This is a genomic window from Bradyrhizobium sp. CSA112 (genome assembly GCF_029051645.1).
Taxonomy (GTDB): domain Bacteria; phylum Pseudomonadota; class Alphaproteobacteria; order Rhizobiales; family Xanthobacteraceae; genus Bradyrhizobium.
The window spans coordinates 239,515-266,016 of the sequence record NZ_JAACFS010000002.1; the positions used below are offsets into that span (position 1 = coordinate 239,515).

The window sequence follows — 26,502 nt, forward strand, 5'->3', positions numbered from 1 at the left end:
CCTTTAGACCGGATGCGCGGCGAGATGTTCCAGCATTAATTCGCACACACGCTCCGGCGCCTGATCCGCCGCAAAATGCCCAACGCCGGGCAGCACTTCGAAGCGGTAGGGCGCGGCGATGAAATCCACCGTGCCTTCGGCAGCGGTGCGGCCGACGGTGTCGTCGGCATCGCCCCAGATATAGAGTGTCGGCACGCGGATCGGACCGAGCGGGCCGCGGATCGCGCCGCGGGCGCGATACCAGGCGAGCGCCGCTTCCATCGCTTGCTTGTTGCCGAGCACGGCGAGATGCATCTCGATCGCCTCAGCGGGAACGCCATTGGCGGCCAGACGCTCGCGCAGCCATCTGGCATCGTCCGCCAGCACGATATCTGCGGCATCGGCTTCGAGAAATGCCTTGTGGTGCTTTGAGCGTTGCGCCTGCTCGCCGTCGGTTGCCAGTGCGCGGTTGAACGCATTCGGATGCGGCCTGGACAGAATGGTGAGCGAGGCCAGCCGCTCGTGATGGCGGTCGGCGATGCCCCAGGCGATGCTGCCGCCCCAGTCGTGGCCGGCAAGATGAAAACGCGCACCCCCATAACCCGCAGCCGCCGCGATCGCCATCGCGTCGTCCATCAGGCGGTCGATCAGGTAGTGCGAGAACTCGCGCGGATCGGGCCGGGCGCCGGGCGAATAGCCGCGCTGGTTCGGCGCAATGGCGCGATAACCCATGTCGCCAAGGGCTGTGACCTGGCCGCGCCAGCAATGCATCGATTCCGCAAAACCGTGCAGCAGCAGCACCAGCGGCGCGCCGGGTGCGCCCGCGGTGATGGCATCGAAGACGAGATGCGGCGCGATCGCGATTTTTTCGCTGTCGGGCATGAGGCGATCCTGCACAGGCAATCGGGCCGATCCATGGTGGGACATATTCCAGCGGGCCGGCCGGAATTGTGCAACCCGGGAAAAGTGCTGTATTGGAGGCCGCACCAGAGGCCCGAGGGGACGGAACGTTTGCATTATCTGAGGTCGATACTATTCGATGCCGCCGTGGTGATCCTGACGGTCGTCGTTTCGCTGTCGGTGCCGTTCATGGCGCTGTTCAAGGCGAGCAGCGCGACGGTGCGCGCGGTCTCCCAGGTGTGGGTCAACGGCATCCTGTTCCTGATGAAGTACGTGATAGGGCTGGACTATCGCGTCGAGGGCCGCGAGCACGTTCCCAACGGACCCTGCATCATCGCCTGCAATCATCAGTCGCTGTGGGAGACCGCGGCGCTCTGCGTGATCTTCCCCGATGCCAGCATCGTCGCCAAGAAGGAACTCCGGAAGCTGCCGATGGTCGGCTGGTTTCTCGAGCACTATCCGATGATCCTGGTCGATCGCTCGGCAGGCCGCCATGCGCTGCGGCAAATGGTCGACGAAGCAAAGCGCGCGGTCGGCGAGGGGCGTCAGGTGCTGCTGTTTCCGCAAGGCACGCGCCAGGCGATCGACGAGCCCGTGAGGTTTCAGTCGGCCGGCATCTCGGCCCTATACACGAACCTCGACGTCCCGGTCGTGCCGGCCGCGTGCAATTCCGGCCTGTTCTGGGGCAAGAAGACCCTGATCATGCACCCAGGCACGATCACGCTGTCGTTCCTGCCGCCGATCGCGCCGGGCCTGCCGCGCAAGGAATTTCAGGAGAAGATGGAGCGGATGATTGCCGAAGAGGCGAGCCGGTTGCTGACGGTGAGTGAGGCGAAGGTCCGCTAGCGCGCGCGCCGCGCCGCGAGCCAGCCGCCGAGCGGTGCCAGGAACGCCAGGCACCAGATGAACTGCGCAATCCTCGGCGCGACGAAGGCTGTGGCCGTTCCGATCACGAACACGACGAGCGGGACCAGCGCCGTTGCCAGCAGTGGCGGTTCGCTGCGGCCCCGCAGGGCGAGAATCCACAACAGCGCGTTCAGCGCAGCGATCAAGGTGAGGTGGAATCCGTAGAGCACCGCGACCACGCCTTCGAGCCGGTAATTGCCATAGAGGCCGTTCGTCACCGGCAGAATGATGATCGACAGCAGGAAGAACAGATTGAGGAAAACCACGCCTCGTCCGCCTTCCGGCGCGACCGCAAGCCGCCGGTGATGGCTGAACCAGAACAGGCCGGCGACCACGAAGCTGATCGTCAGCGCGATGACGGGTTGCGCGTAGACGCGCATTACATCGTGCCAGCCGGGCGCGCTGGTGAAACTGCTGGCCTTCGGCAGATCATAGGCGAGGAGTGTCATGGCAACGCCGAAGATGGTGTTGCTCAGCATCTCCAGCCGGCGCATTTCGAACAGACCGACTTGCGGCAATGTGATCCCCCAGTGTCAACGGTCCGTCGTCGCCCTTCGCTTCGCTCAGGCTATGCCGGACACGCTTCGCCCTGCGGGGCCCGCATGGCTGCGCCACGCGTAGCCCGTCAGGGCGGTGGCTTGCCGAGCCGTAGCTCGCGGACACAAGCCCGCCTTCGCCTGTCGGCTTCGGCGCACCAGCCTTCACTCGCTTCGCGAGCGAAGGCTGGTGCGGGCGGCCGGACTCGAACCGGCACAGTGATTACTCACCGAGGGATTTTCTTACCTGCTACGGCTTTCGCCGCCCGAACCTCGCACGTTGTGCACGGCCCGGTTTGGGGTCTGGACTATACCTTCACCATAACGCGTCCGCGTCGTAGGTGCTGCCCGTCTAGTCTCTACACCTTCCCTGACAAAATTTGCTCAGGGCTTGGCTCGGGATTGCCTGTCACCGGTTTCCCCGAGTTTGAGCAGTTCTACACCCCAGGTTTCCCCGAGGGCACTCAACCATTTAAGTCCCTTGCGTCTACCGATTCCGCCACGCCCGCTTTGACTACCAAATCAGATACTTAGCGCGTTTGCCGGAGAAGTGGAATTGGCATGTTCCCCGGCGCAACGCACCCTTTGCTTTAAGCGAGCGCGTCTGCCAAAGCAAAGCCTCAATGCGGACACTTGTGCCTGTTTTAGGCAATCTCAACGTAATCCACGTAACGAAGGTCCGATGCCCAACTCGCCGTCCCACTGCCGGTTATTCTCGCGCTGCTTTGCCGCGCTGGCGTTGGTTGCGCTCGGGGCCGGCCTGTCCGGCTGCGCCGGGATGAGCGAGACCATTTCGCCGGCCTTCGCCGATCCGGCCAAATACGATCTCTACGATTGCAAGCAGCTCGAGCCGGAGCGCAAGAGCCTTGCCGCCCGCACGGCGGAATTGCAGGGTCTGATGACGAAGGCCGAAACCGGCGCCGCCGGATCCGTGGTGGCGGAGCTTGCCTATCGCAATGACTACATTGCGTTGCGCGGACAGTCGAAGCTGGCCGAAGAAGCCTGGCAGAAGAACAGGTGCCAGGACTCGAAGCCGGAAGCGGCGCCGACCACGTCGGCTCCCGCGAAGGGCGACCGTCCGAAGGCGAGTCGTGCTGGAAATTAAGGTACGGGCTTTCCAAGCGGAAATTCGAGTTTCCGCTCACAGCCGCCAATCATAGATCCAGTCCTGCCGCGCCAGCATGCGCTGTGGGCCCATCGCCTTGATGGCGAGATCGCGCGCCAGCGCCAGCGGCCCGGTGAGATGATAGATGCGCCCCTGTTGCCGCGCGGCGCGCCGCACCCGCAATACGCGGCCGCGCCGCAGACGGCCGTAGCGCTTCAGCGTCGCCGGGATGCCCGCGATATTGTCACCCGGGCTTTCGCTCAAACATTTGGCGAGCACAGCAGCATCCTCGATCGCCATCCCCGCGCCTTGCGCGGCAAACGGCAGCATCGCATGCGCGGCATCGCCGAGCAGTGCGATCGAGCCGTCCGTCCATTCGCCGATGTCGGGCAGCGTGAACAACGCCCATCGCCGCCACCCGTCGACGGCGCCGATCAGCATCCGTGCGGTTGCCGGCCAGCGATGCGAGGCGAACGCGTTCTTGAGTTCGTTGGCGTCGCCAGGCGCACTCCAGCCCGGCCGGTTCCAGGTTCCCGGCACGATCGCGACCACGTTGATCTGCCGCGCCGCCGAGATCGGGTAGGCGACGAGATGCGCGTCCGGCCCCATCCAGAGCTGGATCCGCGGCGAGGTGTATTCGCGCGGCAGCGTCGTCGCATCCAAAGTTCCGCGCCAGGCGATCAGGCCGGAAAATTGCGGCTGCACCTGCGGGAACAGATGGTTCCGCACCGCCGACCAGATGCCGTCGGCGCCGACCAGCGCCGCCGCCAGCTCCTGTTGCCGCGCATCGCCCCGGCGCTGAACCACGGTCAGCCCCTTGGCATGCAAGGTCACGTCCTCGAACTGGCAGCCGAGCCGCAGGTCGATGTCCGGATGGTCGTTGACCTGGGCCTGCAGGGCGCCTTGCAGATCGGCGCGGTGCATCACCCAGTAGGGCGCGCCGGCGCGGAGGCTGGCTGCCTCGCCGAGCGGCAGGCGGGCGATCTCGCCGCCCGCCCGCGCGCTCATGATACTGATGGCCTCGGGCGTCACCGCGCGCGGCGTGAGCCGCGGCCGCAGGCCGAGATCGACCAGGATTCTGCTGGCGTTGGGCGAAAGCTGCAGGCCGGCGCCGGCTTCCTCCAGCCGTTCGGCCTTTTCCAGTACGATGACGCGAAAGCCTTTGGCTGCGAGCGAAAGCGCTGCCGTCAGTCCCCCGATCCCGGCACCAGCAACGATGATGGTGCGCGCGGCAGCCACCGAAAGGTCAGGCGACCTTATCCTTCAGGACGCATTCGGGCGGGCGGGCTTCACCCGCGCCGAGGTCGGCGGCAAAGCGGTACAGCGTGGAGCAATAGGGGCAGATGATCTCGTTGTCGTTGCCGAGGTCCAGAAACACGTGCGGATGGTCGAACGGCGGATTGGCGCCCACGCACATGAATTCCTGCGAGCCGATCTCGATTACAGCGACTCCGGCGTCGTTATGGAAATGCGGGACGACATGATCGGACATCAGTTTCACCTTGGATAGCAGCGATGGGCGGACGCAATCAACGCAACGCAGCAGATTCGAAATGCCGCGCACCATAGTGGGGGGTGCCGATGATTCCTAGAGCCGATTCCTGAGCGATTCTTGGAGGTCCCCGCCGCATACTTGCTCATGCAAATTCGACACAATCTTGTCGTCGGAGAAAAGCCCTTCTTTCGTCGGGGCAGTTGTGTCTTAAAAACGGCATACCATCTTGAGAAAGACGATAAATTAGGTTTTTGGATGAGGCGGTTGCGGCTCGGTTCGGCTTTGGCAGGTGCGTTAGGATGCTTGGCGCTCAGCGTGGCGGCGTGCGCGGCGCTGTGGCCGCACGCCCGCGAGGCCGGCGCCATTCTGGCGGCGCAGGACGACCCCTCGGCGCTGTCCGATATCCGCATCAGTTCCGCCCTGCGGAGCAATCAGGCGCTGGTCGCCGAGAATATCGAGGCGGCCCTCGCGGAGGGCGATGCCGATCTCGCGAGCAGCTTCGTCGAGCTCGCCCGCGACAAAGGCATTGTCGTCAGCGACGAGCTGTCGAAGCGCGTCAGCGATGCCGTGACAGAGGCAGGTTCGGCGTCGCATTTTGCCAAACGCTTTGCCACGGGCCTGGTGACCGGCAATGCCGACGACGTCGCGAGCCTGTCGGGCACGGTCGCCGGCGATCTCTTCGTGTTCGGCGACATCAGGGACATCGTGCGCGAAAGCAAGCATCTGGCGACGGGCGAGGAAGTGGACCGGCTGATATTGGGCCTGGCCACGGTAGGCCTCGCCGTGACCGCCGCCACCTATGTATCCGTTGGCGGCATGGGGCCGGTGCGCGCCGGTCTTTCCATGGTCAAGGATGCCCGCAAGCTCGGTCGGCTGGGCGAGGGGCTGACGCAATGGGCCGGCCGCTCGGCGCGCGAGGTCGTCGATGCGCCTGTGCTGCAGCAGGCGGTCGCGAAGGGCTCGGTGTTGCGGCCCGGCCAGACCATCAGCGCGATCAAGGCGGCGTTCCGTGCTGAGAAGGCCGGCGCGCTGGTGCGGCTGGCGAAAGACATCGGACGCGTCGGTGAAAAAGCCGGCACGCGCGGGGCGCTCGATACGCTGCGCATCGCGCAAGGGCCGAAGGACGTCGCACGCGCCGCGCGGCTTGCCGAATCCAAGGGCGGCCAGACCCGCGCGATTCTGAAGGTGCTCGGCCGCGGCGCGCTGCTGCTGGCTGCCGGGACGTTCAATCTCACGATGTGGGTGTTTAGTGCGCTATTGGCGCTTTTCGGTTTTCTGTCGTCGATCAAGGCGACCACCGAGCGGGCTACCGAAGCGTGGCTGCGTCGCAAGAAGGCGCGGCGATTAAGACAGCAGGCGGCGGCAGGTTTGCCGTCCGGCCCGGCTCTGGCGGGCGTTGTCGCGCAGGGTTAGACTTGCAGCCATTGCAAGCTCGCCCATTCCAATCCCCCAAAAAAGTGGAACTGATGATGCCGAGTTTTCACAACGGCGCTGTCGAAATTGCCTATCTCGACGAAGGCGAGGGCGATCCGATCGTTCTCGTGCACGGCTTTGCCTCCAGCAAGAACGTCAACTGGGTCTATCCGACCTGGGTTTCCGACTTAAGGAAAGACGGCCGGCGCGTGATCGCGCTCGACAATCGCGGCCATGGCGATTCCGAAAAGCTCTACGATGCCGCTGATTACGAAATTGCGATCATGGCAGGCGACGTCATCGCGCTGCTGGATCATCTGGCAATCGAGCGCGCCGACATCATGGGCTATTCGCTGGGATCGCGCATGACGGCGATATTGGCGCGCGAGCAGCCGCAGCGGTTGCGCTCGGCGATCCTCGGCGGCATCGGGATCGGGCTGATCGAGGGCGGCGGCCCCGGCGAGAATGTGGCCATAGCGCTGGAAGCGCCGTCGCTGGAGGACGTCACCGATCCGGTTGGGCGGACTTTTCGCGCTTTCGCCGAGCAGACCCGTTCCGACCGCCGCGCGCTTGCCGCCTGCCTGCGCGGTTCGCGGCGATTGATGACATCGGAAGAGGCCGCGGCAATCAGCGTGCCGGTCCTGATCGCGGTCGGCACCAAAGACGAGATCGCGGGCTCCGCGGCCGCATTAGGGAAAATCATTCCGGGCGCCGAGGTGCTCGACATTCCGAACCGCGATCACATGCGCGCGGTCGGCGACAAGGTCTACAAGACCGGCGTCACCGACTTTCTGTCACGCCGGCAATGAGCGATCGCGCGACGCCTCGTCAGCGGTGAAATGCCGGATAGCGGCGATCAGCACCACCGTGGTGGCAAGCCACGCCATGCGTGCGCCGTAACGATCATGCGGACCTGATATCACGGCGCAGATGAACGCGTTGCCGAGCAGGGCTGACGTGACCGTTCCGGCGAGCAAAGTGAGGTCATCGAACCGCCGGCGCAGCACGCCGTGGCCGAACAGGATCGCGGCCAGCAGCATCGACGCCAGCGCGACCGGAACGTGAATCCGGTTGATCGCGGTGAAGTCGAAATGCCGGCGCTGCTGCTGTGCCGCGCGCATCGGCTTCACCTGTGCGGGAAGAAAGCGCTCGACAATTCCGTAGGTATGGCCGAGCCAGCCATCGGTGCCTTCGCCGGTTCCTGCCTGGACCAGTTGCTGCACTGTGGCCGTCAGCGCCGCCTTGGCCTGCCAGGCTGGATACTCCGCGATCGAATGCAACACGATAAAGCTCATCTCGTCGTTCAGTCCCTGAAAGCGGCCGAGCCTGTTAAACATGCTGTTGCCCCACAGGAACTGGTCTGCTGTGGCCGGAAGCTGATCGCGATAGGGGCAGAGCTTGAAATTCTGCTTCGGACAATGATCGCGCAAATATTGCGCGACGATGCCGTCCTGCAGCATCCGTCCAAATGCAACGCCATAACCGCCGGGCGTCCACGCCAGCTTCCCGGACAATGCGTAATTGGTCGCCAGCAACATCGCTGCACCCGCAACGAGGGTGAGGCTGCCCTGCGTCAGTCCGGCAACGGAAATCCGCCCGCGCAGAAAAGGGCGCGCGATCCAGCCTATGCAGCACAGTCCGAGCAGCACCGCGAGCGTTGCGCTGTGCGTCGCCGCGGCGAAAGCAATGAGGCCGAACAACAGGCATTTTTCCGGGATCGAAGTCCGTTTCCCATGCGCGGCCAGGATGAAGAGCGCCAGCACGGACAGGCCGGCGAAAATGTCGGTCAGGAGCGTGCTGGCCAGCCAGGGCAACGAGGTGGTCAGTACCAGCACGAGGCTCATGGCCAGGAGCCGCAACGGCTGGGACATGCCGAACACGCGCAACGTCAACTGCAGGATCCACAGCGTCGCCAGCGCGTTGATTCCGAGGTTGAGCCAGAAGCTCGAATCTTCGCCGAAATGAAGATAGAGGCCGAACGTGGTGGAGCGGCTGGGCACCAGGTAGCCTTCGTACCACCGCGCCAGGTAGCCGCCGGTATCCCACTGGAGCAGGGGATAGCCATTCCACAGGGCGGGAGCCAGCAACATCAATGGGATGGCGATGGCGGCGATCCAGGCCGACCGCGAGTCCGCAGCAGTCCGCGCCCGCAATACCTGCGTGCTAGTGTGGCTTTCCCCCATCAGGGCAGCATCCGCCGAATGGCGGGTCTGCCGAAATTCACCAATAGTCGGACGCCGGCCGGCTTGATTTCCCGAAATCGCTGACCACCTTGAACTGACCCTAGGGGGATTCGGCGGGGGTTTACTTTGCCGAAGCCTGCCGGGGACAGCCGTCCGCCCGCCGTGCTATAATATCAATGAAACCAGTGAATTTGCGAGAGCAATCATGGCAGTGCATCAGGTCAATCCGCAAGCGTCGAAACTCGCCGCGCTCGATCCGGTCTGGGACCGCATCCGCGGCGAGGCGGAGGACATCGTCCGCCGCGAGCCCGAGCTCGCTTCCTTCATCTATTCGACCGTGCTGCATCACGAGCGCCTCGAAGAGTCGGTGGTGCATCGTCTCGCCGAGCGGCTCGATCATTCGGCGCTATCGGGCGATCTGATCCGCCAGACCTATGACGAGGCGCTGCGCGACGAACCCGATCTCGGCAACGCGTTTCGCGCCGACCTCGTCGCGGTCTATGACCGCGACCCCGCAACCTCGCGCTTCATCGATCCGTTGCTCTACTTCAAGGGCTTTCATGCGCTGCAGACCCATCGCCTGGCGCACTGGCTCTACCAAAAGGGCCGCAAGGATTTCGCCTATTATCTGCAGAGCCGGTCATCGGCGGTGTTTCAGACCGACATCAACCCCGCCGCCAGAATCGGCCGCGGCATTTTCCTCGATCACGCGACCGGCTTCGTCTGCGGCGAGACCGCTGTCATCGAAGACGACGTTTCGATCCTGCACGGCGTCACGCTGGGGGGCACCGGCAAGGAGAACGAGGACCGCCATCCGAAGATCAGGCGCGGCGTGCTGATCGGCGCTGGCGCAAAAATTCTCGGCAATATCGAGATCGGCCATTGCGCGCGCGTCGCCGCTGGCTCGGTGGTGGTCAAGCCGGTGCCTCACAACGTCACGGTGGCCGGCGTTCCCGCTAAGATCGTCGGCGAGGCCGGCTGTGCGGAGCCGTCGCGCACCATGGATCAGATGCTCGGCGCAATCGGGCTTTGATTTTCCACACATTCTGCCTGCGGTCTTTGTGAAGTTACGCGCATAGCGTTTTCAAGCGAAGCGTGAAGAAAACGCGTCAAAAACAAGGAATAGAGCCTCGGTTCTGATCCAATCAGAACCGAAAAGGCTCTGGCGGTCTGCGCCGTCTCGTCCTAAAACCTCCCCGGAAATTTAGAAAATCCGATTGGAGACCGCCGTGGACGTTCAGGAAGTCAGGAAGCTCGACGCCTATCTCAAGCGCGTATTCGGCAATCCAAAGATCCGCGTCGTGCCGCGGCCGAAAAAGGACGACTCCGCCGAAGTCTATATCGGCGAGGAGTTCATCGGCGTGCTGTTCGTCGATGACGAGGACGACGATCGCTCGTTCCAGTTTCAGATGGCGATTCTCGAGGAAGATCTCGCCGACGTCGGGTGAGGCGCTGCCGCGACCTTGTAGGGTGGGCAAAGCGTAGCGTGCCCACCAATTGTCTTTCTCGTATTGCAAGTGTCATGGCGCAATTGCGCCTGTCAGACCTCATCCTGAGGAGCCGCGATAGCGGCGTCTCGAAGGATGAATGGCACTAGCGGGGCCACATGGTTCTCCCGGCGATGCGAAGCATCGTCCGGTGACGGCGCTAAGGCGCCTCCTCACCATGAGGGTCGAGTGATTGCTGCGACGCCGGTACACTATCCCTTCGGCCCACGCATCTGCGCCGTCAAGCGATCCATCGCATTCGCAACGTCACGCCATTGCGACAGCCAGCTCCGTGGAAAGCGGAACGTCAGGTCGGCGCCATCGACGCGGCGCTCGCTCAGGCACATGCCGGGCGTCGGGCCATCGCGCGAGCAGCGCGCGTTGAGGCTCGGCGTAGCGGCGGAGAACAGGTCCTCGTTGGCGTAGGGTGAGCCATCGCGAAAGGTGCGCATCGTCAATCCGGCATCGATCGGAGTTGCGGCCTGTTCGAGGTAGCGCGGATAGATCGTGCGGACCCGCGTGTCCGGCGCCAGCGTGTCGCGGTGGGCCGATATCGACAGGAATATCCGGTCGATCGGCTGCACCTTATCCTCGATCGTATCGGCGCTGACGTGCTTCGGCGCATCCGGCGGCTCCAGCAACGGGAAGACGAAGCTGAGATCGACCCGCTCCTGCGGTCCGGAATGCCGCTGGATCTTCCGGCGGATCGCCGCTGCCGGTACGTTGAAGAGCGTGGCGCCAACACTGACCGGCAACCGTTCCGGAGCGCTGGCAGGGCGCGCTATCCAGGTCGGCCACAGCAAATAGGCGACCAGCGCAACGGCGCCCGCGGCGACAGCTATCGCGGCTATGATCAGGACCCTGTGCGAGCGCGGGTCGCTGCGGGTGTCGCGGGCGAGGTGCTGGGCCGTCGAAAGCAGGGTCATGAACGAAGCGTCGGTCGAGGAAGGGCGGGGCGAATCATCCCGCGAATATGCCATGGGGCGGATGATTTCCGCATAATTTCGCAGGGTTTCCGGCCTCGGCAGCCATGCGCAAACGAGATCCCGGCGGCCCCGTTGTTAACCTTTCCTTAAGGATACTGTGGCGGCCGCCGGCCAATTTTGCCAAAGCAGGGCGCGCTGTTTGTCGAGTTAAGGGAAGTTGCCATGTCGCCCGATGCGTTGAATTCCCTGTTCTCCCTTTGCATCGGCTTTGCGTTCGCCGGCGTGCTCGCCAGCGGCTATCAGGCGATGGCGGAGCGACCGGCTGGGTTCGGGCTGCTTGGCGAAGGCGTGGCGCCGAAGACGTTTGCGGCCGTGCCGTTTCTGGTCTTTGCCGCACCGTTCATCATCATGCGCAACACGTTGCGCGGCGCGAAGATCGAGCGCCGCCGCTTCGAATTCGTGATGATGGCGACCGTGCTGTCGGGCTTCTGGAGCATGATGTCCGGCACGTTCTTCCTGATGACGCTGCGTGCCGCGGGTTTGCTGACCTGAGACCGGCGGGCCTGCTCGCTTGATCCGGCGCCTGCGGCTGTGCGAAGGTCCCCGCCAACGGAGACCTTTTTGTTATGGCGATCTACGAACTCGACGGGCAGGGACCTGAACTCCCCGCGGACGGAAATTATTTCATCGCAGATACCGCCGTCGTGATCGGCAAGGTGCGCCTTCTGAATTCCGCCAGCGTGTGGTTCGGCGCAGTGCTGCGGGGCGATAATGAGTGGATCGAGATCGGCGAAGGCTCCAACGTGCAGGACAATTCAACCTGCCATACCGACCGCGGCTTTCCTCTCACGATCGGCAAGAACTGCACCGTCGGCCACAACGTCATCCTGCACGGCTGTACGCTCGAAGACGACGCGCTGGTCGGGATGGGCTCGATCGTGATGAACGGCGCGCGGATACGCCGCGGCAGTATTGTCGGCGCGGGATCGGTCATCACCGAAGGCAAGGAGTATCCGGAATATTCGCTGATCATCGGTTCGCCGGCGCGCGTCGTTCGCACGCTCACGCCGGAGCAGGTGACGGCGATGGGAAGCGCTGCAAAGTTCTACGCGCTCAACGGCCCACGATTCAAAAACGGATTGAAGAAGATCGGCTGAACACGGCGGCCTGTTCTCCGGTTCCGCATCGGCCGCTTTCGCGTGCCGCGGGAGCGCTTCGTTCACGTGTCGCTTGACCGGGAACTGCGGTTCCATGGGAGCCTCCCCGTATTACTACCGGTTGCAACCTTAAACCTCCGATAGTTCAAGCGGCTTAGGCTTTATCGTTCTGGAGCGATGGCCGATGGATGCGCAACCCTGAAGGCCCGACCTCGCACTGTGCCGGAGGCCGGATCGATGAAAAGAATAACAATGACTGGGCTCGCCGGTTGGACGAGCGATCTTACCGTTGCCGAGAAGATCTATGGCATCGCTGCCGGGTTGATGGTCGAGACGACCGTCCTGATGGCGATGTCGATCCAGTCGGTGCGGCTGCAAACCGGATATCGGCATCTGCAGGCATCATCGGCCCAGGCCGCGACCAATGTCGGCCAGGTCAACGGCCTGATCTACGCCATCGTCATGGAATCGCGCGGCATCTACATGTCCACCGACCGGGTGAAGGTGAAACAGTACGGCGACGAACTCCTTAAGCGCAGCCGCGAACTGGCCGGCGTGATGGAGCGGTGGAAGGAAACAGTTCGCGCCGACGATGTCGAGCAGTTCACGGCCTTCAAGCGCCGGATCGATCAGTTCATCGACTTCCGCAGGGAGCTCGTGCGGCGTGCGTTCGAAATCAGCCCGGCGGCAGGCCGCGAATGGCGCGACAACGACGCCAACCGTGCGCTACGAACCCACCTCAACAACGACCTCGAGGCGCTGGCGCGGATCTACAATGATCGCACCACCGAAGCCGCGGATCTCGGCGACCAGGGCCGTTACGCGGCCTTCTATCTGTTCGCCCTCGGGCTTGGTGCGCTGATGTTTGCCGGATTCAACGTGCTCGTGATGAGACGGTCCGTCGTCGGGCCTTTGCATGAAATCACCGAGGCAACCGCCCGGATCGCCGCCGGCAACATCAATTCCCGGATCCCGCATTACTCACGCGGCGACGAGATCGGGCGCCTGGCCTACGCCGTGCAGAATTTTCGTGACGCCGTGAGTCGCAACGTCGAGCTCGAGGAACTCGGAGCCGGTACCGCGAAGCAGCGCGACGCGGCCATGGATGAGCGCGACAAGTTCAACGACAAGTACCAGGCCACCAAATGGCAACTGACCGCGGCCATCAACAGCATGCCGCAGGGCCTGATCATGTTCGACGGCAAGGCGCAGGTGCTGGCGCTGAACGATCAGTACCGAAAGCTCTATGGTCTGCCCGCAACGATCAAGGCGAGCTCCTCGCTGGAGGATATCCTCAAGCATCGGGTCGATAGCGGACTGTTCGAAGGCGACATCAAGCAATATCTCGCCGCGATCGTCGACCGCATCGCGAAGCGGCAGCCAACCTCCTATGAAATCAACCTCAGTGACGGCCGCGTGATCAAAGTCTATGAGCCCCCCTGGACGGTGGCGGCTGGGTGTCGGTGCAGGAAGACGTTACCGCGCAGAGGAAAAGTCAAGGAATTCTGGAGCGGACGGAAGAATTTCTGGCGGCGATTGTCGAAAACGTACCCGAGGGAATTCTGGTCAAGGACGCGCGCAACCTGCGATACCTGTTCGTCAACAAGGCGGCTGAGGAAATGATCGGCATGTCGCGCAGCGAGATCATGGGAAAGACGCCGCGAGAGCTGTTTCCCATTCAGGCTGCCGAATTGATCGAGAAACGAGACCGCCAGTTGCTTGAGCGAAAGCAGCAGCTCGAGGCAATCGTCGATACCGTCGATAACCCCGTCAGAGGCAGGCGCACTATTGCAGTGCGGCGGCTTCAGATCGGCGGTCCGGACCGTGAATCCCACCTGTTCGTCAGCATGGTCGAGGATCGGACCGGCCAGACCGAAGTTGCGGCTCAGACCGGAGTTGCGGCGTAACGATCGCTTCGAGCAAACGCTACGAGCCGCTCAACTGCCTTCGCGCTTGGTCGCCTCGCGGGCGCTGGCGACCTTTTCATGGCCGGCGGCCCAGAGGGCATGCTCCTCGCTGCCATCCTGATACGGGTTGGCTTCCGCTGGGATCTTCTGGCGTGCGGCGTTCTGGCCTTGCTCGAAGGGGTCCGGGTCGGAATTCATGATGGCGTCCTTGCTGTTCTCGACCTTGTCTTTTTCGGCGTCGCGTCCTTGGAAAGCCTCGCACTCTTTCGCAGCGCATCCTTGAGATCGATCGGAATGCCGTGCTTCTTGAGCAGGTCCGCAAAGGCTTCGTCGGCCAGTTCCTGAAACGTCGCCATCCGGTCGCGCGCAAGCTGGGTGAGCTTGTCGAGCGTGTCGTCGTCGAAGGCGATCAATTTGCGCAAAACGTGACCACTCCGGGCGTCGAGCGGATGTGAATGAATGATCGGGCAGCGGTTTCGTTCCGGCAGGAACAACCGCGGGACGCCATCGTTGCTCCGAAAAGGAGAATTCCCATGAAGCTGGCATCTGCAACCGCCGCAGTTGCGGCGATCACAATCCTGATATCCCCGATCCCATCGTTTGCCCAGAGCACGGGCGGATCCGCGGGTGGGTCATCAGCCGGTAGCAGCAGTGGCAGCGCCACGGGCGCGCCGAGTGCGGGCTCTATCGGGGCCGGCACGACCGGGACGGGCACGCAAGGCATCAGCGGCGTTCCCGGGCCTGCCGCTCCCAATGCCGGTCAAGGTCCAGGCGGCACGGCGAACCCATCCGGGCTTGCGTCGCCACCTCCGCCAGGCACCAACAGTGCCGGCACCGCACAGTCGTCAGGCGGCGGCGCAACGACCGGCATGGGATCACGAACGACGACCGGCGATGCCGAGATCAATGAAGAGAACAAACAAGTCGACCGCAAGATCAAGGGCATCTGCCGCGGCTGCTGATATCGCTTTCCGGCCCGCTCAAGGAAGAGCGCAAAACAGCCCAAAATAGCTCAAGCCATCTCCGAGAAATCGTTCTAGACTTGACGCCGGATCCGCGAGGATCCGGCGGCGAGTGCGTCGACTTCGTCGAGGCCAAGACCACGGCGGGATGAAAAGCCGCGCCGCGATGTTACCGAGACCGTTGTTTGGAGGAATGCCGTTCGCGTCACATCGGGGGATGTTGAACATGCTCACAGCGCCTGCGTTGACATTGATGTTCTTGATTGTCGTGATTGCTCTGGCTGCAGCTTTCGTCTGGATGTTCTGGGAGCTTGAACAGAGGATGTCCAAGCCGCATCGGATGGCGAGACCGCATCGCCCGGGCGATCGTCTCGGATAGCCGGCCTGACACCGCGCACAGCGGCCCAACAATCTGTCTCGAATAAAGACTCAAACCAGCCAGGCGTCTGCGATCGTTCGGACCGCGCTGTCCGATCTGCTGCTGCCGGCGGCCGGTGATCTGCTTGTTGGCGTCGAATTCAAGCACCAGCTCCGCAAGACTATCTTCGATGGTACGCCTGTCGCGGAGGGCAGTGCCGACGTCGCGCAATTGGTGATGGGCTGGAACGGGCGCTGGTCGGACAATTTGGGCACCAACAACCTCGATGTTCGCTTCAAGTCGAATCCGGGAGGCGTTCTGTCCGGCAACAATTCGCAAGCCTGGAGCGCCTTCACCAACGGACGCGTCACCGACGCGCAGACCAATCTCGTCACCGCCGAGTTTGGCCGCGTGACGCCGCTGCCAAAGGGCCTGTCGCTGAAATCGGAAGTTTCCATGCTGGCATCTTCCAAGCCGCTTCCGGACACCGAACGCATCGCGCTCGGCGGGATGAGCGCCGTGCGCGCACTTGCAGGCGTCGGTGAGCTATTGAAGGTTCTTGCAAGCCGCGACGTTGAAGGGGACCAAAAAGAACAAGGCCGTCGACGCAGTATACCGTCAACGACCTTGCCAGCCCCGGATATTGAAATCGGCTCACGCCATCCGGTGAATTACAGGATGCCCGGGATCCTCACGGGGATATGTGAACCAGTTCACAAAGGCGGAAAAAAGTTGCGGCAACGCTTGCCGCAACGGTGGAAAATATCCCGCCGCAAGGCTGCATTGATGTCACGGCCGCTCGTTGTCTCCCAAGATACGTGTAATCGCGGTCCTTGTGAGGCGGCCAGACGGGCAGAGTATTGATCGACGTGTAAATTCGGGCCGGCCGCACGTCAGCCCCTGCGCGGGGCCTCATTGCCAAACGCCGTCCAGACCGGTCAGCCGCGGGCCTTGGCGCGGCCGCGGTTCACGCTCCGGCTTGCGCGGGGCTTTGCCTTGGCTGACCGGTTATGCGGCGCGGGAGCCGCGGAGGGCTCGGAGGCCTGCGCGCTGGCAAAGGATTGCCGCAAGCCGTCGATCGCTTCGGTGAGCGTTCCGACCTGCTCGGAAAGCTTCCTGTTGTCGGCCTGCTGCGCGGCGAGCAGGCGGCGCACGGTCAGCAACTGATCCTGCACGACCTGCAACTGATCGATCGATTCCTGCTGCGTCGCTTCCAGGCCCTTGGTCTTCTCTATCAGTTGCTCGGACGCCTGCGCGGCGCGGGCCTGCAACTGCCGGGCCGCAACCGCGCGATCGGTCTCGGGGGCGCCGCCGGTATAAGCGCGCCACAGGGCGATAGAGCTTACTCCAAGCACAACGACAACGAGGGCCGCAGCGGCGATCGCAATCGGCTGCCCGCCGAAACGCGCGATGGGGCTGGCACTCCGGGGGTCGAGTTCGATCATGCGACTCCAGATCCGGACGTGATTCCAATGTTCCCAAATAGCACAAGCCGGACGGCGCTAAAACCCGGGATTTGCCAGGCGAGCCTGGGATTCCGGGCAAAACCCCTTGCGATCGGCTGCGGGAGCGGTGCCCGGAGGGGGCCTGGGCTAGCGGATCTGCGCCCGGATGAATTGGCCGGCATAGGCTAACGCGCGACGGCCGTCCTCGAGATGCGCATTCCAGACCGGCCACGCATGGATCATGTGCGGCCAGATTTGCAGCGTTACATCGGCATCGGCCGCTCCTGCTGTTTGGGCAAGCCGCGTGGCGTCGGCGAGCAGTGTCTCGGCCGATCCGACCTGAATCAGGATCGGCGGAAAGCCCGAGAGATCGGCCAACAGGGGCGACATCAGCGGATCCAGGCGATTGATGGATGGCGGCGCATAGGCATCCGCGAGTTCATCGAGATACGCCTTGTGGATCAGCGGATCGATGCCGTCCTTGGTCGCGAGCGTGTCGCCGGACATGGTCAGGTCGGTCCACGGCGAAATCAGCCACGCGCAGGCGGGCAGCGGTTCTTCCGCCGCGCGAAGCCGGTTGATGAGCCCTAGCGTCAGGTTGCCGCCTGCGCTGTCACCGCCGACGGCAATACTCGCCGCAGCAATACCTTGCCGGCGCAGGAAGCGCCACGCGGTGAGCGCGTCTTCATGGGCGGCGGGGTAGGGATGTTCAGGGGCAAGCCGGTAGTCGATCGCGAGCGTGCGCGTACCTGCCGCGCGCCCGGCCTCCGTCACCAGTCGGCGGTGGCTCACAATCGAGCCGGAGCAATATCCGCCGCCGTGGAAGTACAGCAGCACGCGCTTCGGCTCGCTACCGGGTGCGATCGACCACTCGCCGGCGACACCGTCGCAATCGACGGCCTCGCATCGAACGTCCGGCGCTACCGGCCAGGTCGATCCGACCTCGTCGAGGCGCTGCCGTCGCTCCGACCAGCCGACCGGCCGCGGCTTCGAGCCCAGCAACGCGCGGATGGCGTCGATCTCGCTGTGAGCCAAGGTGGTCTCTCCCGATTGGGGACGCGTATCATTGCACATCGGTCGTGCGGTGCAAAAGTAACCGAAATGAGCGAGTAGGCGCCCAAAATTTTTGTCGGGTCCCTTGAAACCAAATGGCGGTTTTCTAATTTTTTTGCTGCCGCCGCTGGGCGGTCCGGGCGCCTGATGGGCCCGGTCTGAGACGGGCACCGGTCGTGTCCGGTGCCGCTCGTATCCAACTTGCTCTCTGGAGGATTTGGCTATGCGCACGTACGACTTCACTCCCCTCTGGCGCTCGACCATCGGCTTCGACCGCCTTTTCGACTTCGTCGAAACCGCGCAACGCGCGGGCGAGGATAACTACCCTCCCTACAATATCGAGCGGCTGGGCGAAGACCGCTATCAGATTTCGCTGGCCGTCGCCGGCTTCGCGGTCGACGAGATTTCCGTGACCGCCGAGCAGAACACGGTGACGATCGAAGGCCGCAAGGCCGAGAAGGACGAGCGCGAATATCTCTATCAGGGTATCTCTGCGCGCCCCTTCAAGCGCCAGTTCAGCCTTGCCGACCATGTGGAGGTGAAGAGCGCCTCGTTCGAGGATGGCCTGCTGCGGATCGAGTTGTATCGGGAAGTCCCGGAAGCGATGAAGCCGCGCCGCATCGCGATCAATGGCGCGGCGCCGGGCAATGTGCAGCAGATCGAGGCGAAGGCAGCGGCTTAAGCCCATCACGCCTTGCGAAGGAACCGAAAGGCTCTCGCCCGAACAGTGCGGGCGGGAAGCGTTTTCCACCTTTGGGGAGACACCGATGATCGACCAGACCTATAACGTGTTTGATCTGAACGCCGTGCTGCATCCGGGAGCCGTGTTCGATCACCCACGCGACGTGGTCGCGGATGCTACGCTTTCGCTGGGCGAAAAGCGCGCGATCCTCGCGTCCTGGGCCTCGGATGCGGCGGCAGTGACTTCGAATCCCGCGCTCCGCGAACTGGCCGGGACGAGGCGCATTGTGACAATCGATGAGGTTCTCGAAGCGCTCTCGATGCTCGACCACAAACCGCCGGGACCACCCGGCGGTAAGCCGATGCGGCGAAAATCGACCTCGCGGGTAGCGCTGGCGGCGTAGGCTTCGAGCGACCAACATCCCCAAAAAGGTGCGGCCACCCTTTGGGGGAAGGGTGGCCGCGCGCGAACCGGTCTGGGACGGGGAGGGGTGGGGATGTGACCGGGTCGCGGGTTCGTAAAATCCTTCTCTCGTTATCGATCGCGTGACGAAGCGGTGGCGACCGCAGGGCGGCTGTCACCGAGCGAGACCCAGATATTCGGATCGCTCTGCGACTGACGCTTGACGAAGCGGTAGCCGGTCTCCGTCCAGGCCAGGACGTTTTCGTTCTGGTTATCGAGAACGAATTCGCCCTTGTCGGTCTTCACCGTCAGCACCGCGTGGCCTTCGCCCTTCTTGTCGCGCACCACCGTGATCAGCAGCGCTTCGCGCGGCCATCCGGCGTCGATCAGCATCTTGCGCTTCAGAAGCACATAGTCCTCGCAGTCACCGTAACCGTCCGTCGGCAACGACCATTTCTCGATCACACCCCAATGATCCATGTCGGTGATCGGCTTGACGGTCTCATTGACCCACTTGTTGACCCGCAGCAGATCCCGCCACGCCGTCTGCGACATCACGATGTCGCGTGGCTGTGACACGCCGCGGCATTCGCTCGCGTTCTCGGCGCAGAATTCGACCCAGCCGATCGGCGAACGCGCGGCCTCGCCAAGGCTGGCATAGAGAGCGTCGCCGGCTTTCGCCTGGACGCTCATCGAAGCGTTCATCCCCAACAGGACGGCGATAACCGCCAGTCCCTTCCCCTGTCCCCTGAACAACATGTGGCCCCCGTTTCTTGTTGGGACCACGTTTCGCACAAAGGATTTGCGCTGCAGCTAAGTCAGGCAAGTACATTTGACGTGAATACTAGTAAAAGGCGCGGCGAATTCGATCTATACTTGAATCGAATTCGACTAAAATTTGATACAACTGCAATTGATTCAAATTTTACGTGTTAACGCCGCTGCGCTGCGATAGCAGCGGATGCGCCCGCAAAAGCGTCCGGCGTTAACCGACTTTGGCCGGTGCCGGATGGGAAAAGGCGGCATCCGGAAACGCGGATACCGCCTTTTGAAGCTGAAAAATCAGGGATTTTTGGCGGCCGGCGCTTTACCGCGCGGTAACTGCGTCTTCGAGCGTCTCGGCAACCTGCTCGTGGACGAACTCCAGCGCGAAGCCTTCTTCGAGATTTCGCACCACTCGGGACTGGACCTTGCCGAGCATGACCAGCGATTTGAGAGGCGGGCGGTTCTCCGCGGCGATCGCGGCGCCCGACAGCGACAGGTCGATGATGCGGCAGGTCATCTTGCTGCCGTCCTCGAGCGTGAGCAGGGCGATCGGATTCCGCGGCACGATACGGTCGTGACGGCGATCTTCCGGCAGATTGAGGATATCGCGGTTGGCGAGCCAGGTGAGCTGGGCGGCGAGCTTGTCGCGCTTGCGCGCGGTCGCGCCCACCGTCATGGCAAAGCCGTTGTCGATGATGCGGGTGATCTTGCCCTCGACCCGGCCGATGTGGTCGAGATAGGCGATCACGCGGTCGCCGACATTGCCGATGCCGGGCGCCAGCAGCGCCAATCCGCCCGGCGACATGTTGATAATCTGGCAAGGAAATTCGCGGCGATCCGGCAGCATGTAGCGGCCAAGCAGGTGGACCTTGACGCGCTGAAAGCGCCGTCGCTCCTCAGCGGACGGGACCGTGGTTGTTTTCTTTTGCGCAAACGACATCTTCGCCACCAGACAGCCGGTCTTTCGGCGTCAGGAAGACCCTAAGGCCGGCAGGGTTAACGATGTGTTAGCGGCGGTTGCATGAAGTGCTCAAGATTTCCCTACGGACAATTTGGCGCGGCCATAAGCGATCGGCGCACGAGCGACGCGGCCCTCGGATTGTACTGGCGCGTTCATACGACGAACGGGGGCATCATGGAGTTGCGCGCGGTGGCCTTAGGATTACGCTCGCGCCCGGCCAGGCCCGGCCGAAAATGCTAGCGGACGGAGGAACAGGATGCCGGGAGTGAAGCGGGAACGCGACGACAGCGTCGGCGTACTGACGTTGGATGAGCCTGAAACCCTGAATGCGATGACGCCCGATCTGTTGGGCGATCTCGCGACAGCCATTGGCGAGATTAACGATGACCCGCAGGTGCGGGCGCTGGTGTTGACCGGCGCCGGGCGCGGCTTCTGCTCGGGGCAAAATCTCAAGGCCGCGCAAATCCTCGGCGACGACATCGCGGCCGGCGTGATGAAGTATTACTGGCCGGCATTCAAGGCATTGCGCGAGTGCCGCGTGCCGGTCGTGGTCGCCGTCAACGGCGTGGCGGCGGGCGGCGGGTTCAGCCTAGCGATGGCGGGCGACATGATCGTTGCCGCGCGTTCGGCGCGCTTCATTCAGGTGTTCAGCCGCATCGCGCTGGTCCCCGATCTCGGCTCGACCTGGATGTTGCCGCGTCTCGTGGGCCGGCAGCGCGCTCTCGAATTGATGATGACCAACGAGCCGCTCTCGGCCGATCAGGCGAAAGAGTGGGGATTGGTCCGTGAAGTGTTCGATGATGCGGCGCTTCAGGGCGGCGCGCTTGAGCTGGCGCGCAGGCTCGCGAGCGGGCCGACGCGCGCCCTCGTCGCGACGCGCCGCCTGATCGACGAGAGCGAACACGCCAGCTATGCCGATCAGTTCCGCCGCGAGATCGAAACGCAGGCCGAGATCCGCCTGAGCGCGGACGCTGTGGAAGGGCGCAATGCCTTTCTCGAGAAGCGTGCGGCCGTGTTCACCGGACGCTGAGAAAGGACCAGCCATCGTGCGGATCGAGAATGTTGCCGACCTCATCGCCGAAACATTGGCCCGCGCCGGCGTCAAACGCGTCTTTGGGCGTGGTCGGCGATAGTCTGAACGGCCTCGGCGGCAAAGACCAATCTGCTGTCGCGCCAGGAAGTGTACTCCGGGGCAACCTTTAATTCGGCTGGATGGCTGTTCAGTGTGCTAAACAATAAGGCTCCATGTCCAAATGGCTTAAACAGTTCCTGTTTGGAATTTGGGGTCTTCTGCTGATCCCACCGATCACGCCTGTCCTCAAAAAATGGCTGGAGGAAAACGTCTTCTCCGATCCTAACGATGTGGCCACGACGGTTTTTCGTAACGCAGTGGCCACAACCGCTTTTGATAACCTTCTCGCACTGGGTCAACAGCGTTGGTTTACATTTGCGGTGGTCTTTTTGACCGGGGTCGTATTTGGCGTCTCGTTGGAATGGTTGAACCGAAAGTCGGATCAGAAGAAAGCCTCCGAGCTTCGGAGCCTCGGCTCTAAATTTCGCAGTCTTTCAGATAGCCTCAAAATTCGGACCGCGTCGCCAGGATGGCCGGACAATGTGAGTGATCTTAAACCTGCAATCGCGTCTGCATTTGGCTCCGCCAGGAAGTTTCATCTGTGGACTCCGGATCAGCACCTCTACCAATTGCCGGATGCGTCATTCCTTTGTGAATACTTCAGATGTGTCGGTAAGCTTTTGGAGGATGGACAATTTGACAAGGCCAACAGGGAGGCGCTCTCCTGGAAGCCATTCCTTGATAACGTGACACTGTCTTGAGTTTCCGCAGGCTCAGCCGACCTGGCCCACGAACTGTTGCAGTTCCGGCGTCCGTGGCGCGGCGAACACCTCCTTTGGAACGCCTTCTTCATGCACCTTGCCATGGTGCATGAATACGAGCTTGGTGCCGACGTCGCGGGCGAAGCGCATTTCATGCGTGACCAGGATCAGCGTCATGCCCTCGCGCGCCAATTGCTCGACCACGCGCAGCACCTCGTTGACCAGTTCGGGATCGAGCGCCGAGGTGATTTCGTCGCATAGCAGCACCTTCGGCCGCATCGCCAGCGAGCGGGCAATGGCGACGCGCTGCTGCTGGCCGCCGGATAGTTCGCTTGGATAGGCGTCCATCTTTTCCGACAATCCCACCTTGGCCAGCACTTCGGCGGCAGTGGTGCGGGCTTCCGTCTTCGACATCTTGTTGACGACGGTCGGCGCCAGCATGACGTTCTCGGCTGCCGTCAGATGCGGAAACAGGTTGAACTGCTGGAACACCATGCCGACATGACGCCGCAGTTCGCGCAGATTGGTACTCGCGCCGCCGACCTCGATCCCGTCGGCGACGATGGCGCCCGACTGATAGGTCTCCAGCCCATTGATGCAGCGAAGCAGCGTGCTCTTGCCCGAGCCGGAGCGGCCGATGATCGCGACCACGTCGCCCTTGGCGATGTCGAGCGAGACGCCTTTCAGCACCTCGTTCGGACCGAAACTCTTCCTGACGTCACGAATGCTAACGAGCGACATTGAGGCGGCCTTCGATTTTCTTCGCCCACCAGGACAGCGGGAAACACAAGCAGAAATAGATCAGCGCGACCAGCGAGTAGACCAGGAACGGGCGGAACGTCGCGTTGTTGAGCATGGTCCCGGCCTTGGTCAGCTCGACGAAGCCGATGATCGAGGCGAGGGCGGTGCCCTTGATGACCTGCACGGAGAAGCCCACGGTAGGGGCGACCGCGATGCGCGAGGCCTGCGGCAGGATGACGTAACGCATCTGCTCGATGTAGCTGAGCGCAAGGCTGGAGGACGCCTCCCACTGGCCCTTCGGAATGGATTCCACGCAGCCGCGCCAGATCTCCGCCAGGAACGCGCTGGTCCAGAACGTCAGCGCCAGCGTCGCCGCCGCCCATGGCGAGACCTCGACGCCGAACAGCGCGATGCCGAAGAAGAACAGGAATAGCTGCATCAACAGCGGCGTGCCCTGGAAGAACTCGATGTAGATCTTGGTGAACCATTCCAGCGGCGCGATCCGCGACGTCCGCATGAACAACAGGATCAGGCCTACTATGCCACCGCAGAAAAATGCGATCAGCGACAGCACGATCGTCCACTGCGTGGCGACCAGAAGGTTGGAGAGGATGTCCCAGAAGCTGAACTGCAGCATGGCTCACCTCGCCTTGAAGATGACGCGGCCGAGCGCGCGCAGCAGCGAGCGTGTCAGCAGGGCGAGCAGGAGGTAGCCCAGCGCGACGAGCAGATAGACTTCGAAGTTGCGGAAGTTCCGCGACGCTACGAAGTTCGCGGCATAGGTGAGGTCTTCCGCCGAGATCTGCGACACCACCGCCGAGCCGAGCATGACGATGATGATCTGCGACGACAGCGCCGGATAGATTTTTCGAAATGCCTGGTTGAGGACGATATGGCGCAGCACCTCCCATTTCGACATCGCAAGGCTCAATCCGGCCTCGATGTGCCCTTTGGGGACCGCCTCGATGCCGGCGCGGATGATCTCGGTCGAGTAGGCGCCGAGATTGATCACCATGGCGAGGAAGGCGGCGGTGGTTTCGCTCAGTTTCAACCCCAGCGCCGGCAGGCCGAAGAAGATGAAGAACAACTGCACGATGAACGGCGTGTTGCGGATCAGCTCGACATAGACCGCGACGATGCGGCCGAGCCAAACGGGGCCGAACGTGCGCGCCGCGGCGCCTGCGGTGCCGACGGCAATGCCGGCCGCCGTCGACACAACAGTCAGCACGATCGTGAAGAGCAGCCCGTACAGAAGCACGTTCCAGTAGGGCAGCAGTTCAGCGAATTGCAGCTTGTAAGACACCGCGGCGTTCCCAGCGCTTCGCCTCTAGAAGCCGGGCGGTAACGGCGCCTTCAGCCACTTCTCCGACAGTTTCCCGATCTCGCCCGACGCCTTCGCCTTGGTGATGACCTCGTTGATCTTGGCGAGCAGCGCCGGCTCGTTCTTGTTGAGTCCGACATAGCAGGGGCTGTCCTTGATCACGAATTTCAGCGCCGGCGCGCGGGCGGGGACCTTCTCGGCAATGGCGGCGGCGACCGTGTTGCCGGTGGCGATCAGATCGACCTGGCCGGACACGAAGGCGGCGATCGTCGCGTTGTTGTCCTCGAAGCGCTTGACGGTGGCGTCCGGCGCCAAGGCGGTCAGCGCCTGTTCCTCGATCGCACCGCGGGTGGCGCCGATGGTCTTGCCCTTGAGATCGGCCGCGCTTGCGACCGCGATCGCCTTGGTGCCGAACACGCCGGAGAAGAACGGCGCATAGGCGATCGAGAAGTCGATGACCTTTTCGCGCTCCTCATTCTTGCCGAGGCTGGAGATCACGAGGTCGGCCTTGTTGGTCTGCAGATAGGGAATGCGGTTGGCACTGGTCACCGGGATGATCTCCGTCTTCACCCCGAGTTCCTTGCCGATCAGATGGGCCATGTCGATGTCGTAGCCCTGCGGCTTGAGATCGAGGCCGGCGGAACCGAACGGCGCAAAATCCTGCGGCACGGCGATCTTGATCACCTTTGACTTCATGATGGAGTCGAGGGCGTCGGCATGCGCCTGCGTTGTCACCGCAGCAGTGGCAAGTGCAGCGGCAAGCAACAGTTTCTTGAAAGGCATTCTAACATCTCCGAGGTTACGCCAATTCACCGCCTCCGAAATCGCTCTCGGTGCGTATCATTCGGCTGATGTGGCCCGGCTCCACGTCGCGGTTCGACCCTGCCTGACGCCTCGCATTTAGGCAATGCTCGGCGTTGCTTTTTTTGAAGGCTTTTTGTGGGTTGTTTTTGTGCATGGTCACGCGACCATGCATTGTGCTGCGGCGTTCAGTAAACCGATCGGTTCGCGACTACCGCAGCCCTTCATACACCATGAAGCCGCGCGCGATCGCGAGCTTGCGCAAGGCGCGGGGAACGAGCTTTTGCGGCCGGTGCAAATAACGCCACGACGTCACCTTGAAATCCCTGATCGTGCCGAGGTCGTTTTCGAACGGCGCCAGCAATCCGGTCAGGCTGATCGGCGCATGCGCGCGGTTGTTGAATGGCAGCAGCAGCAATTCCAGATGCGCCGTCGTGCCGTCTTCCGAGGTCGCGGTGATGCCGGCAATCGCCGCCAGCATTTCTTCGGCGACGTGGTTGATGATGTCCTCGATCTCGCGGCGGCTGTCCGCCGTGAACAGCGCTACGAGGCTCGCATCCTTCAAGTCGCGGCCGAGCAGGGCGCAGACCCGCGTTCCGGCGACGCGAAACGGGTAGCCGGCCTCGTTGTCGTAGGACAGAACGAAGATGTCGCCGAGTAGCTCGCGCACCGCGCCGGGTTCGATCTCGCTGCGGTCCGGCGCCCGGGCATCGCCGCGCTTCGCATCCCAATAGGCGAAGAACTCGCGGCTCGATGGGTGTTTCATCTCTTAATCCTCGCCCCCGGGGTTGCTTCGGCGAGACACATCTGTCCCGCTTTTGCGCACCACGGCTTCCCTTGCTTGTTGTGCAGGACAGGCTTTGCAGCGTCCATGCCGCCGACGCGATTTGGCCGCGCGAGGCGCGGCTTTGCGTTGTTAACGTTAAATTAACTATGAGGTTGGCGAAGCCGGGGCGACGTGCGTAGTGTGGAACGCATCCGATAGCGCCGGCTTATAGGAAAAAGTCTCGGCGCAGTTGGTACACAGGCTGGCGTCAAAACAGTTTGGTCATCGCGCGGGGAGGGGCGGGGATGTGATCCCGGCTCCAGGGGCGCGAAAGACTGGCGAGACAAGGGAGAGCTTTCTCAGGGCTCTCCCTTTTTCTCTGGGTGGCGAGCTCGTGTCCCGGACGCGGCGCGGCACG

At 62.9% G+C, this 26,502-nt stretch carries 34 protein-coding genes; 16 read left to right on the forward strand and 18 right to left on the reverse strand.

Annotation, left to right across the window (positions count from 1 at the left end):
- Positions 1 to 3: 3 nt before the first annotated feature.
- Positions 4 to 861: an alpha/beta hydrolase gene (locus GWE18_RS06035; protein WP_275184888.1), complete on the reverse strand. Its 858-nt coding sequence runs from the start codon at positions 859 to 861 to the stop codon at positions 4 to 6.
- 129 nt (positions 862 to 990) lie between these two features.
- Here GWE18_RS06035 and GWE18_RS06040 point away from each other — a divergent pair, with 129 nt between their 5' ends.
- A complete protein-coding gene (locus tag GWE18_RS06040) occupies positions 991 to 1,725 on the forward strand; it encodes a lysophospholipid acyltransferase family protein (protein WP_275184889.1) in 735 nt (244 codons plus the stop codon).
- Here GWE18_RS06040 and GWE18_RS06045 read toward each other — a convergent pair.
- Positions 1,722 to 2,309, reverse strand: coding sequence for a TMEM175 family protein (locus GWE18_RS06045; protein ID WP_275185154.1), 588 nt, complete (start codon positions 2,307 to 2,309; stop codon positions 1,722 to 1,724). The two genes, GWE18_RS06040 and GWE18_RS06045, sit on opposite strands and share 4 nt — an antisense overlap.
- Before the next feature lie 694 nt (positions 2,310 to 3,003).
- Here GWE18_RS06045 and GWE18_RS06050 point away from each other — a divergent pair.
- A complete protein-coding gene (locus GWE18_RS06050) occupies positions 3,004 to 3,426 on the forward strand; it encodes a twin-arginine translocation pathway signal (protein ID WP_275184890.1) in 423 nt (140 codons plus the stop codon).
- A gap of 36 nt (positions 3,427 to 3,462) precedes the next feature.
- Here GWE18_RS06050 and GWE18_RS06055 read toward each other — a convergent pair whose 3' ends face one another.
- Together GWE18_RS06055 and GWE18_RS06060 are read right to left on the reverse strand one after the other, a co-directional pair.
- Entirely contained in the window at positions 3,463 to 4,665 is a 1,203-nt protein-coding gene (locus GWE18_RS06055) for an FAD-dependent monooxygenase (RefSeq protein ID WP_275184891.1), read from the reverse strand.
- A 7-nt stretch (positions 4,666 to 4,672) separates the two neighbouring features.
- Entirely contained in the window at positions 4,673 to 4,918 is a 246-nt protein-coding gene (locus tag GWE18_RS06060; protein WP_275184892.1) for a zinc-finger domain-containing protein, read from the reverse strand.
- Positions 4,919 to 5,176: 258 nt separating this feature from the next.
- Here GWE18_RS06060 and GWE18_RS06065 point away from each other — a divergent pair, with 258 nt between their 5' ends.
- On the forward strand, positions 5,177 to 6,334 hold the full coding sequence (locus tag GWE18_RS06065; RefSeq protein WP_275185155.1) for a hypothetical protein: 1,158 nt from the start codon (positions 5,177 to 5,179) through the stop codon (positions 6,332 to 6,334).
- Positions 6,335 to 6,390: 56 nt separating this feature from the next.
- Positions 6,391 to 7,143, forward strand: a complete 753-nt coding sequence (locus GWE18_RS06070; protein WP_275184893.1) for an alpha/beta hydrolase — start codon at positions 6,391 to 6,393, stop codon at positions 7,141 to 7,143.
- Here GWE18_RS06070 and GWE18_RS06075 read toward each other — a convergent pair.
- Positions 7,129 to 8,517, reverse strand: a complete 1,389-nt coding sequence (locus tag GWE18_RS06075; protein WP_275184894.1) for a hypothetical protein — start codon at positions 8,515 to 8,517, stop codon at positions 7,129 to 7,131. The two genes, GWE18_RS06070 and GWE18_RS06075, sit on opposite strands and share 15 nt — an antisense overlap.
- 205 nt (positions 8,518 to 8,722) lie before the next feature.
- On the opposite strand from GWE18_RS06075, the gene cysE reads away from it, so the two are divergent.
- The gene (gene cysE, locus GWE18_RS06080) at positions 8,723 to 9,550 is read left to right on the forward strand and encodes a serine O-acetyltransferase (protein ID WP_275184895.1); all 828 of its coding nucleotides are present in this window, start codon (positions 8,723 to 8,725) and stop codon (positions 9,548 to 9,550) included.
- Between the two features lie 196 nt (positions 9,551 to 9,746).
- Positions 9,747 to 9,965 (forward strand): DUF3126 family protein, encoded by a 219-nt coding sequence (locus tag GWE18_RS06085; RefSeq protein ID WP_025590201.1) that lies wholly within the window; start codon positions 9,747 to 9,749, stop codon positions 9,963 to 9,965.
- A gap of 251 nt (positions 9,966 to 10,216) precedes the next feature.
- Here the strand turns inward: GWE18_RS06085 and GWE18_RS06090 are convergent, their stop codons facing one another.
- Complete coding sequence (locus GWE18_RS06090) at positions 10,217 to 10,930, reverse strand: hypothetical protein (RefSeq protein ID WP_275184897.1); 714 nt, start codon at positions 10,928 to 10,930, stop codon at positions 10,217 to 10,219.
- A gap of 222 nt (positions 10,931 to 11,152) precedes the next feature.
- Here GWE18_RS06090 and GWE18_RS06095 point away from each other — a divergent pair, with 222 nt between their 5' ends.
- The 4 genes from GWE18_RS06095 to GWE18_RS06110 all read left to right on the forward strand — a co-directional run bounded on the left by GWE18_RS06095 (position 11,153) and on the right by GWE18_RS06110 (position 13,994).
- Complete coding sequence (locus GWE18_RS06095; protein WP_275184898.1) at positions 11,153 to 11,482, forward strand: hypothetical protein; 330 nt, start codon at positions 11,153 to 11,155, stop codon at positions 11,480 to 11,482.
- Between the two features lie 74 nt (positions 11,483 to 11,556).
- A complete protein-coding gene (locus GWE18_RS06100) occupies positions 11,557 to 12,087 on the forward strand; it encodes a gamma carbonic anhydrase family protein (protein ID WP_275184899.1) in 531 nt (176 codons plus the stop codon).
- Between the two features lie 237 nt (positions 12,088 to 12,324).
- Positions 12,325 to 13,710 carry a PAS-domain containing protein gene (locus GWE18_RS06105; RefSeq protein ID WP_275184900.1) on the forward strand — a complete coding sequence of 462 codons (1,386 nt, stop codon included), beginning with the start codon at positions 12,325 to 12,327 and terminating at the stop codon, positions 13,708 to 13,710.
- On the forward strand, positions 13,650 to 13,994 hold the full coding sequence (locus tag GWE18_RS06110) for a PAS domain-containing protein (protein WP_275185156.1): 345 nt from the start codon (positions 13,650 to 13,652) through the stop codon (positions 13,992 to 13,994). Before GWE18_RS06105 ends, GWE18_RS06110 begins: the two co-directional genes overlap by 61 nt.
- A 30-nt stretch (positions 13,995 to 14,024) precedes the next feature.
- Here the strand turns inward: GWE18_RS06110 and GWE18_RS06115 are convergent, their stop codons facing one another.
- Together GWE18_RS06115 and GWE18_RS06120 are read right to left on the reverse strand one after the other, a co-directional pair.
- Positions 14,025 to 14,192 carry a hypothetical protein gene (locus tag GWE18_RS06115; protein ID WP_275184901.1) on the reverse strand — a complete coding sequence of 56 codons (168 nt, stop codon included), beginning with the start codon at positions 14,190 to 14,192 and terminating at the stop codon, positions 14,025 to 14,027.
- Positions 14,189 to 14,416, reverse strand: coding sequence for a hypothetical protein (locus GWE18_RS06120; protein WP_057852507.1), 228 nt, complete (start codon positions 14,414 to 14,416; stop codon positions 14,189 to 14,191). Before GWE18_RS06120 ends, GWE18_RS06115 begins: the two co-directional genes overlap by 4 nt.
- A 111-nt stretch (positions 14,417 to 14,527) precedes the next feature.
- Between GWE18_RS06120 and GWE18_RS06125 the strand changes: the two genes are divergently transcribed.
- Positions 14,528 to 14,956: a hypothetical protein gene (locus tag GWE18_RS06125; RefSeq protein ID WP_275184902.1), complete on the forward strand. Its 429-nt coding sequence runs from the start codon at positions 14,528 to 14,530 to the stop codon at positions 14,954 to 14,956.
- 205 nt (positions 14,957 to 15,161) lie between these two features.
- Here the strand turns inward: GWE18_RS06125 and GWE18_RS06130 are convergent, their stop codons facing one another.
- Positions 15,162 to 15,545 carry a hypothetical protein gene (locus GWE18_RS06130; RefSeq protein ID WP_275184903.1) on the reverse strand — a complete coding sequence of 128 codons (384 nt, stop codon included), beginning with the start codon at positions 15,543 to 15,545 and terminating at the stop codon, positions 15,162 to 15,164.
- Between GWE18_RS06130 and GWE18_RS06135 the strand changes: the two genes are divergently transcribed.
- Positions 15,498 to 16,178: a hypothetical protein gene (locus GWE18_RS06135; protein WP_275185157.1), complete on the forward strand. Its 681-nt coding sequence runs from the start codon at positions 15,498 to 15,500 to the stop codon at positions 16,176 to 16,178. The genes GWE18_RS06130 and GWE18_RS06135 overlap by 48 nt on opposite strands.
- A 74-nt stretch (positions 16,179 to 16,252) precedes the next feature.
- Here GWE18_RS06135 and GWE18_RS06140 read toward each other — a convergent pair whose 3' ends face one another.
- Positions 16,253 to 16,759, reverse strand: a complete 507-nt coding sequence (locus GWE18_RS06140; protein WP_275184904.1) for a hypothetical protein — start codon at positions 16,757 to 16,759, stop codon at positions 16,253 to 16,255.
- Positions 16,760 to 16,906: 147 nt separating this feature from the next.
- Positions 16,907 to 17,794 (reverse strand): alpha/beta hydrolase, encoded by an 888-nt coding sequence (locus GWE18_RS06145; RefSeq protein ID WP_275184905.1) that lies wholly within the window; start codon positions 17,792 to 17,794, stop codon positions 16,907 to 16,909.
- A gap of 241 nt (positions 17,795 to 18,035) precedes the next feature.
- On the opposite strand from GWE18_RS06145, the gene GWE18_RS06150 reads away from it, so the two are divergent.
- Both GWE18_RS06150 and GWE18_RS06155 read left to right on the forward strand, forming a co-directional pair.
- The gene (locus tag GWE18_RS06150; RefSeq protein ID WP_275184906.1) at positions 18,036 to 18,494 is read left to right on the forward strand and encodes an Hsp20 family protein; all 459 of its coding nucleotides are present in this window, start codon (positions 18,036 to 18,038) and stop codon (positions 18,492 to 18,494) included.
- An 85-nt stretch (positions 18,495 to 18,579) separates the two neighbouring features.
- Positions 18,580 to 18,897, forward strand: a complete 318-nt coding sequence (locus tag GWE18_RS06155) for a hypothetical protein (protein ID WP_275184907.1) — start codon at positions 18,580 to 18,582, stop codon at positions 18,895 to 18,897.
- A gap of 131 nt (positions 18,898 to 19,028) precedes the next feature.
- On the opposite strand, the gene GWE18_RS06160 is transcribed toward GWE18_RS06155, so the two are convergent.
- Both GWE18_RS06160 and GWE18_RS06165 read right to left on the reverse strand, forming a co-directional pair.
- Positions 19,029 to 19,655 (reverse strand): transglutaminase-like cysteine peptidase, encoded by a 627-nt coding sequence (locus GWE18_RS06160; protein ID WP_275184908.1) that lies wholly within the window; start codon positions 19,653 to 19,655, stop codon positions 19,029 to 19,031.
- A 328-nt stretch (positions 19,656 to 19,983) separates the two neighbouring features.
- Complete coding sequence (locus GWE18_RS06165; protein WP_057843932.1) at positions 19,984 to 20,601, reverse strand: PilZ domain-containing protein; 618 nt, start codon at positions 20,599 to 20,601, stop codon at positions 19,984 to 19,986.
- A 277-nt stretch (positions 20,602 to 20,878) separates the two neighbouring features.
- Here GWE18_RS06165 and GWE18_RS06170 point away from each other — a divergent pair, with 277 nt between their 5' ends.
- Together GWE18_RS06170 and GWE18_RS06175 are read left to right on the forward strand one after the other, a co-directional pair.
- A complete protein-coding gene (locus tag GWE18_RS06170; RefSeq protein ID WP_275184909.1) occupies positions 20,879 to 21,652 on the forward strand; it encodes an enoyl-CoA hydratase-related protein in 774 nt (257 codons plus the stop codon).
- Between the two features lie 215 nt (positions 21,653 to 21,867).
- Positions 21,868 to 22,455, forward strand: coding sequence for a hypothetical protein (locus GWE18_RS06175; RefSeq protein WP_275184910.1), 588 nt, complete (start codon positions 21,868 to 21,870; stop codon positions 22,453 to 22,455).
- A 12-nt stretch (positions 22,456 to 22,467) separates the two neighbouring features.
- Here GWE18_RS06175 and GWE18_RS06180 read toward each other — a convergent pair whose 3' ends face one another.
- From GWE18_RS06180 to GWE18_RS06200, 5 genes are all read right to left on the reverse strand, one after another.
- Positions 22,468 to 23,196 carry an amino acid ABC transporter ATP-binding protein gene (locus tag GWE18_RS06180; RefSeq protein WP_275184911.1) on the reverse strand — a complete coding sequence of 243 codons (729 nt, stop codon included), beginning with the start codon at positions 23,194 to 23,196 and terminating at the stop codon, positions 22,468 to 22,470.
- Positions 23,183 to 23,833, reverse strand: a complete 651-nt coding sequence (locus tag GWE18_RS06185) for an amino acid ABC transporter permease (protein WP_057852486.1) — start codon at positions 23,831 to 23,833, stop codon at positions 23,183 to 23,185. Before GWE18_RS06185 ends, GWE18_RS06180 begins: the two co-directional genes overlap by 14 nt.
- A gap of 3 nt (positions 23,834 to 23,836) precedes the next feature.
- On the reverse strand, positions 23,837 to 24,499 hold the full coding sequence (locus GWE18_RS06190; protein ID WP_275184912.1) for an amino acid ABC transporter permease: 663 nt from the start codon (positions 24,497 to 24,499) through the stop codon (positions 23,837 to 23,839).
- A gap of 24 nt (positions 24,500 to 24,523) precedes the next feature.
- Positions 24,524 to 25,300: a transporter substrate-binding domain-containing protein gene (locus tag GWE18_RS06195; protein ID WP_275184913.1), complete on the reverse strand. Its 777-nt coding sequence runs from the start codon at positions 25,298 to 25,300 to the stop codon at positions 24,524 to 24,526.
- Between the two features lie 229 nt (positions 25,301 to 25,529).
- Positions 25,530 to 26,084: a PAS domain-containing protein gene (locus GWE18_RS06200; protein WP_275184914.1), complete on the reverse strand. Its 555-nt coding sequence runs from the start codon at positions 26,082 to 26,084 to the stop codon at positions 25,530 to 25,532.
- Positions 26,085 to 26,502: the final 418 nt, after the last annotated feature.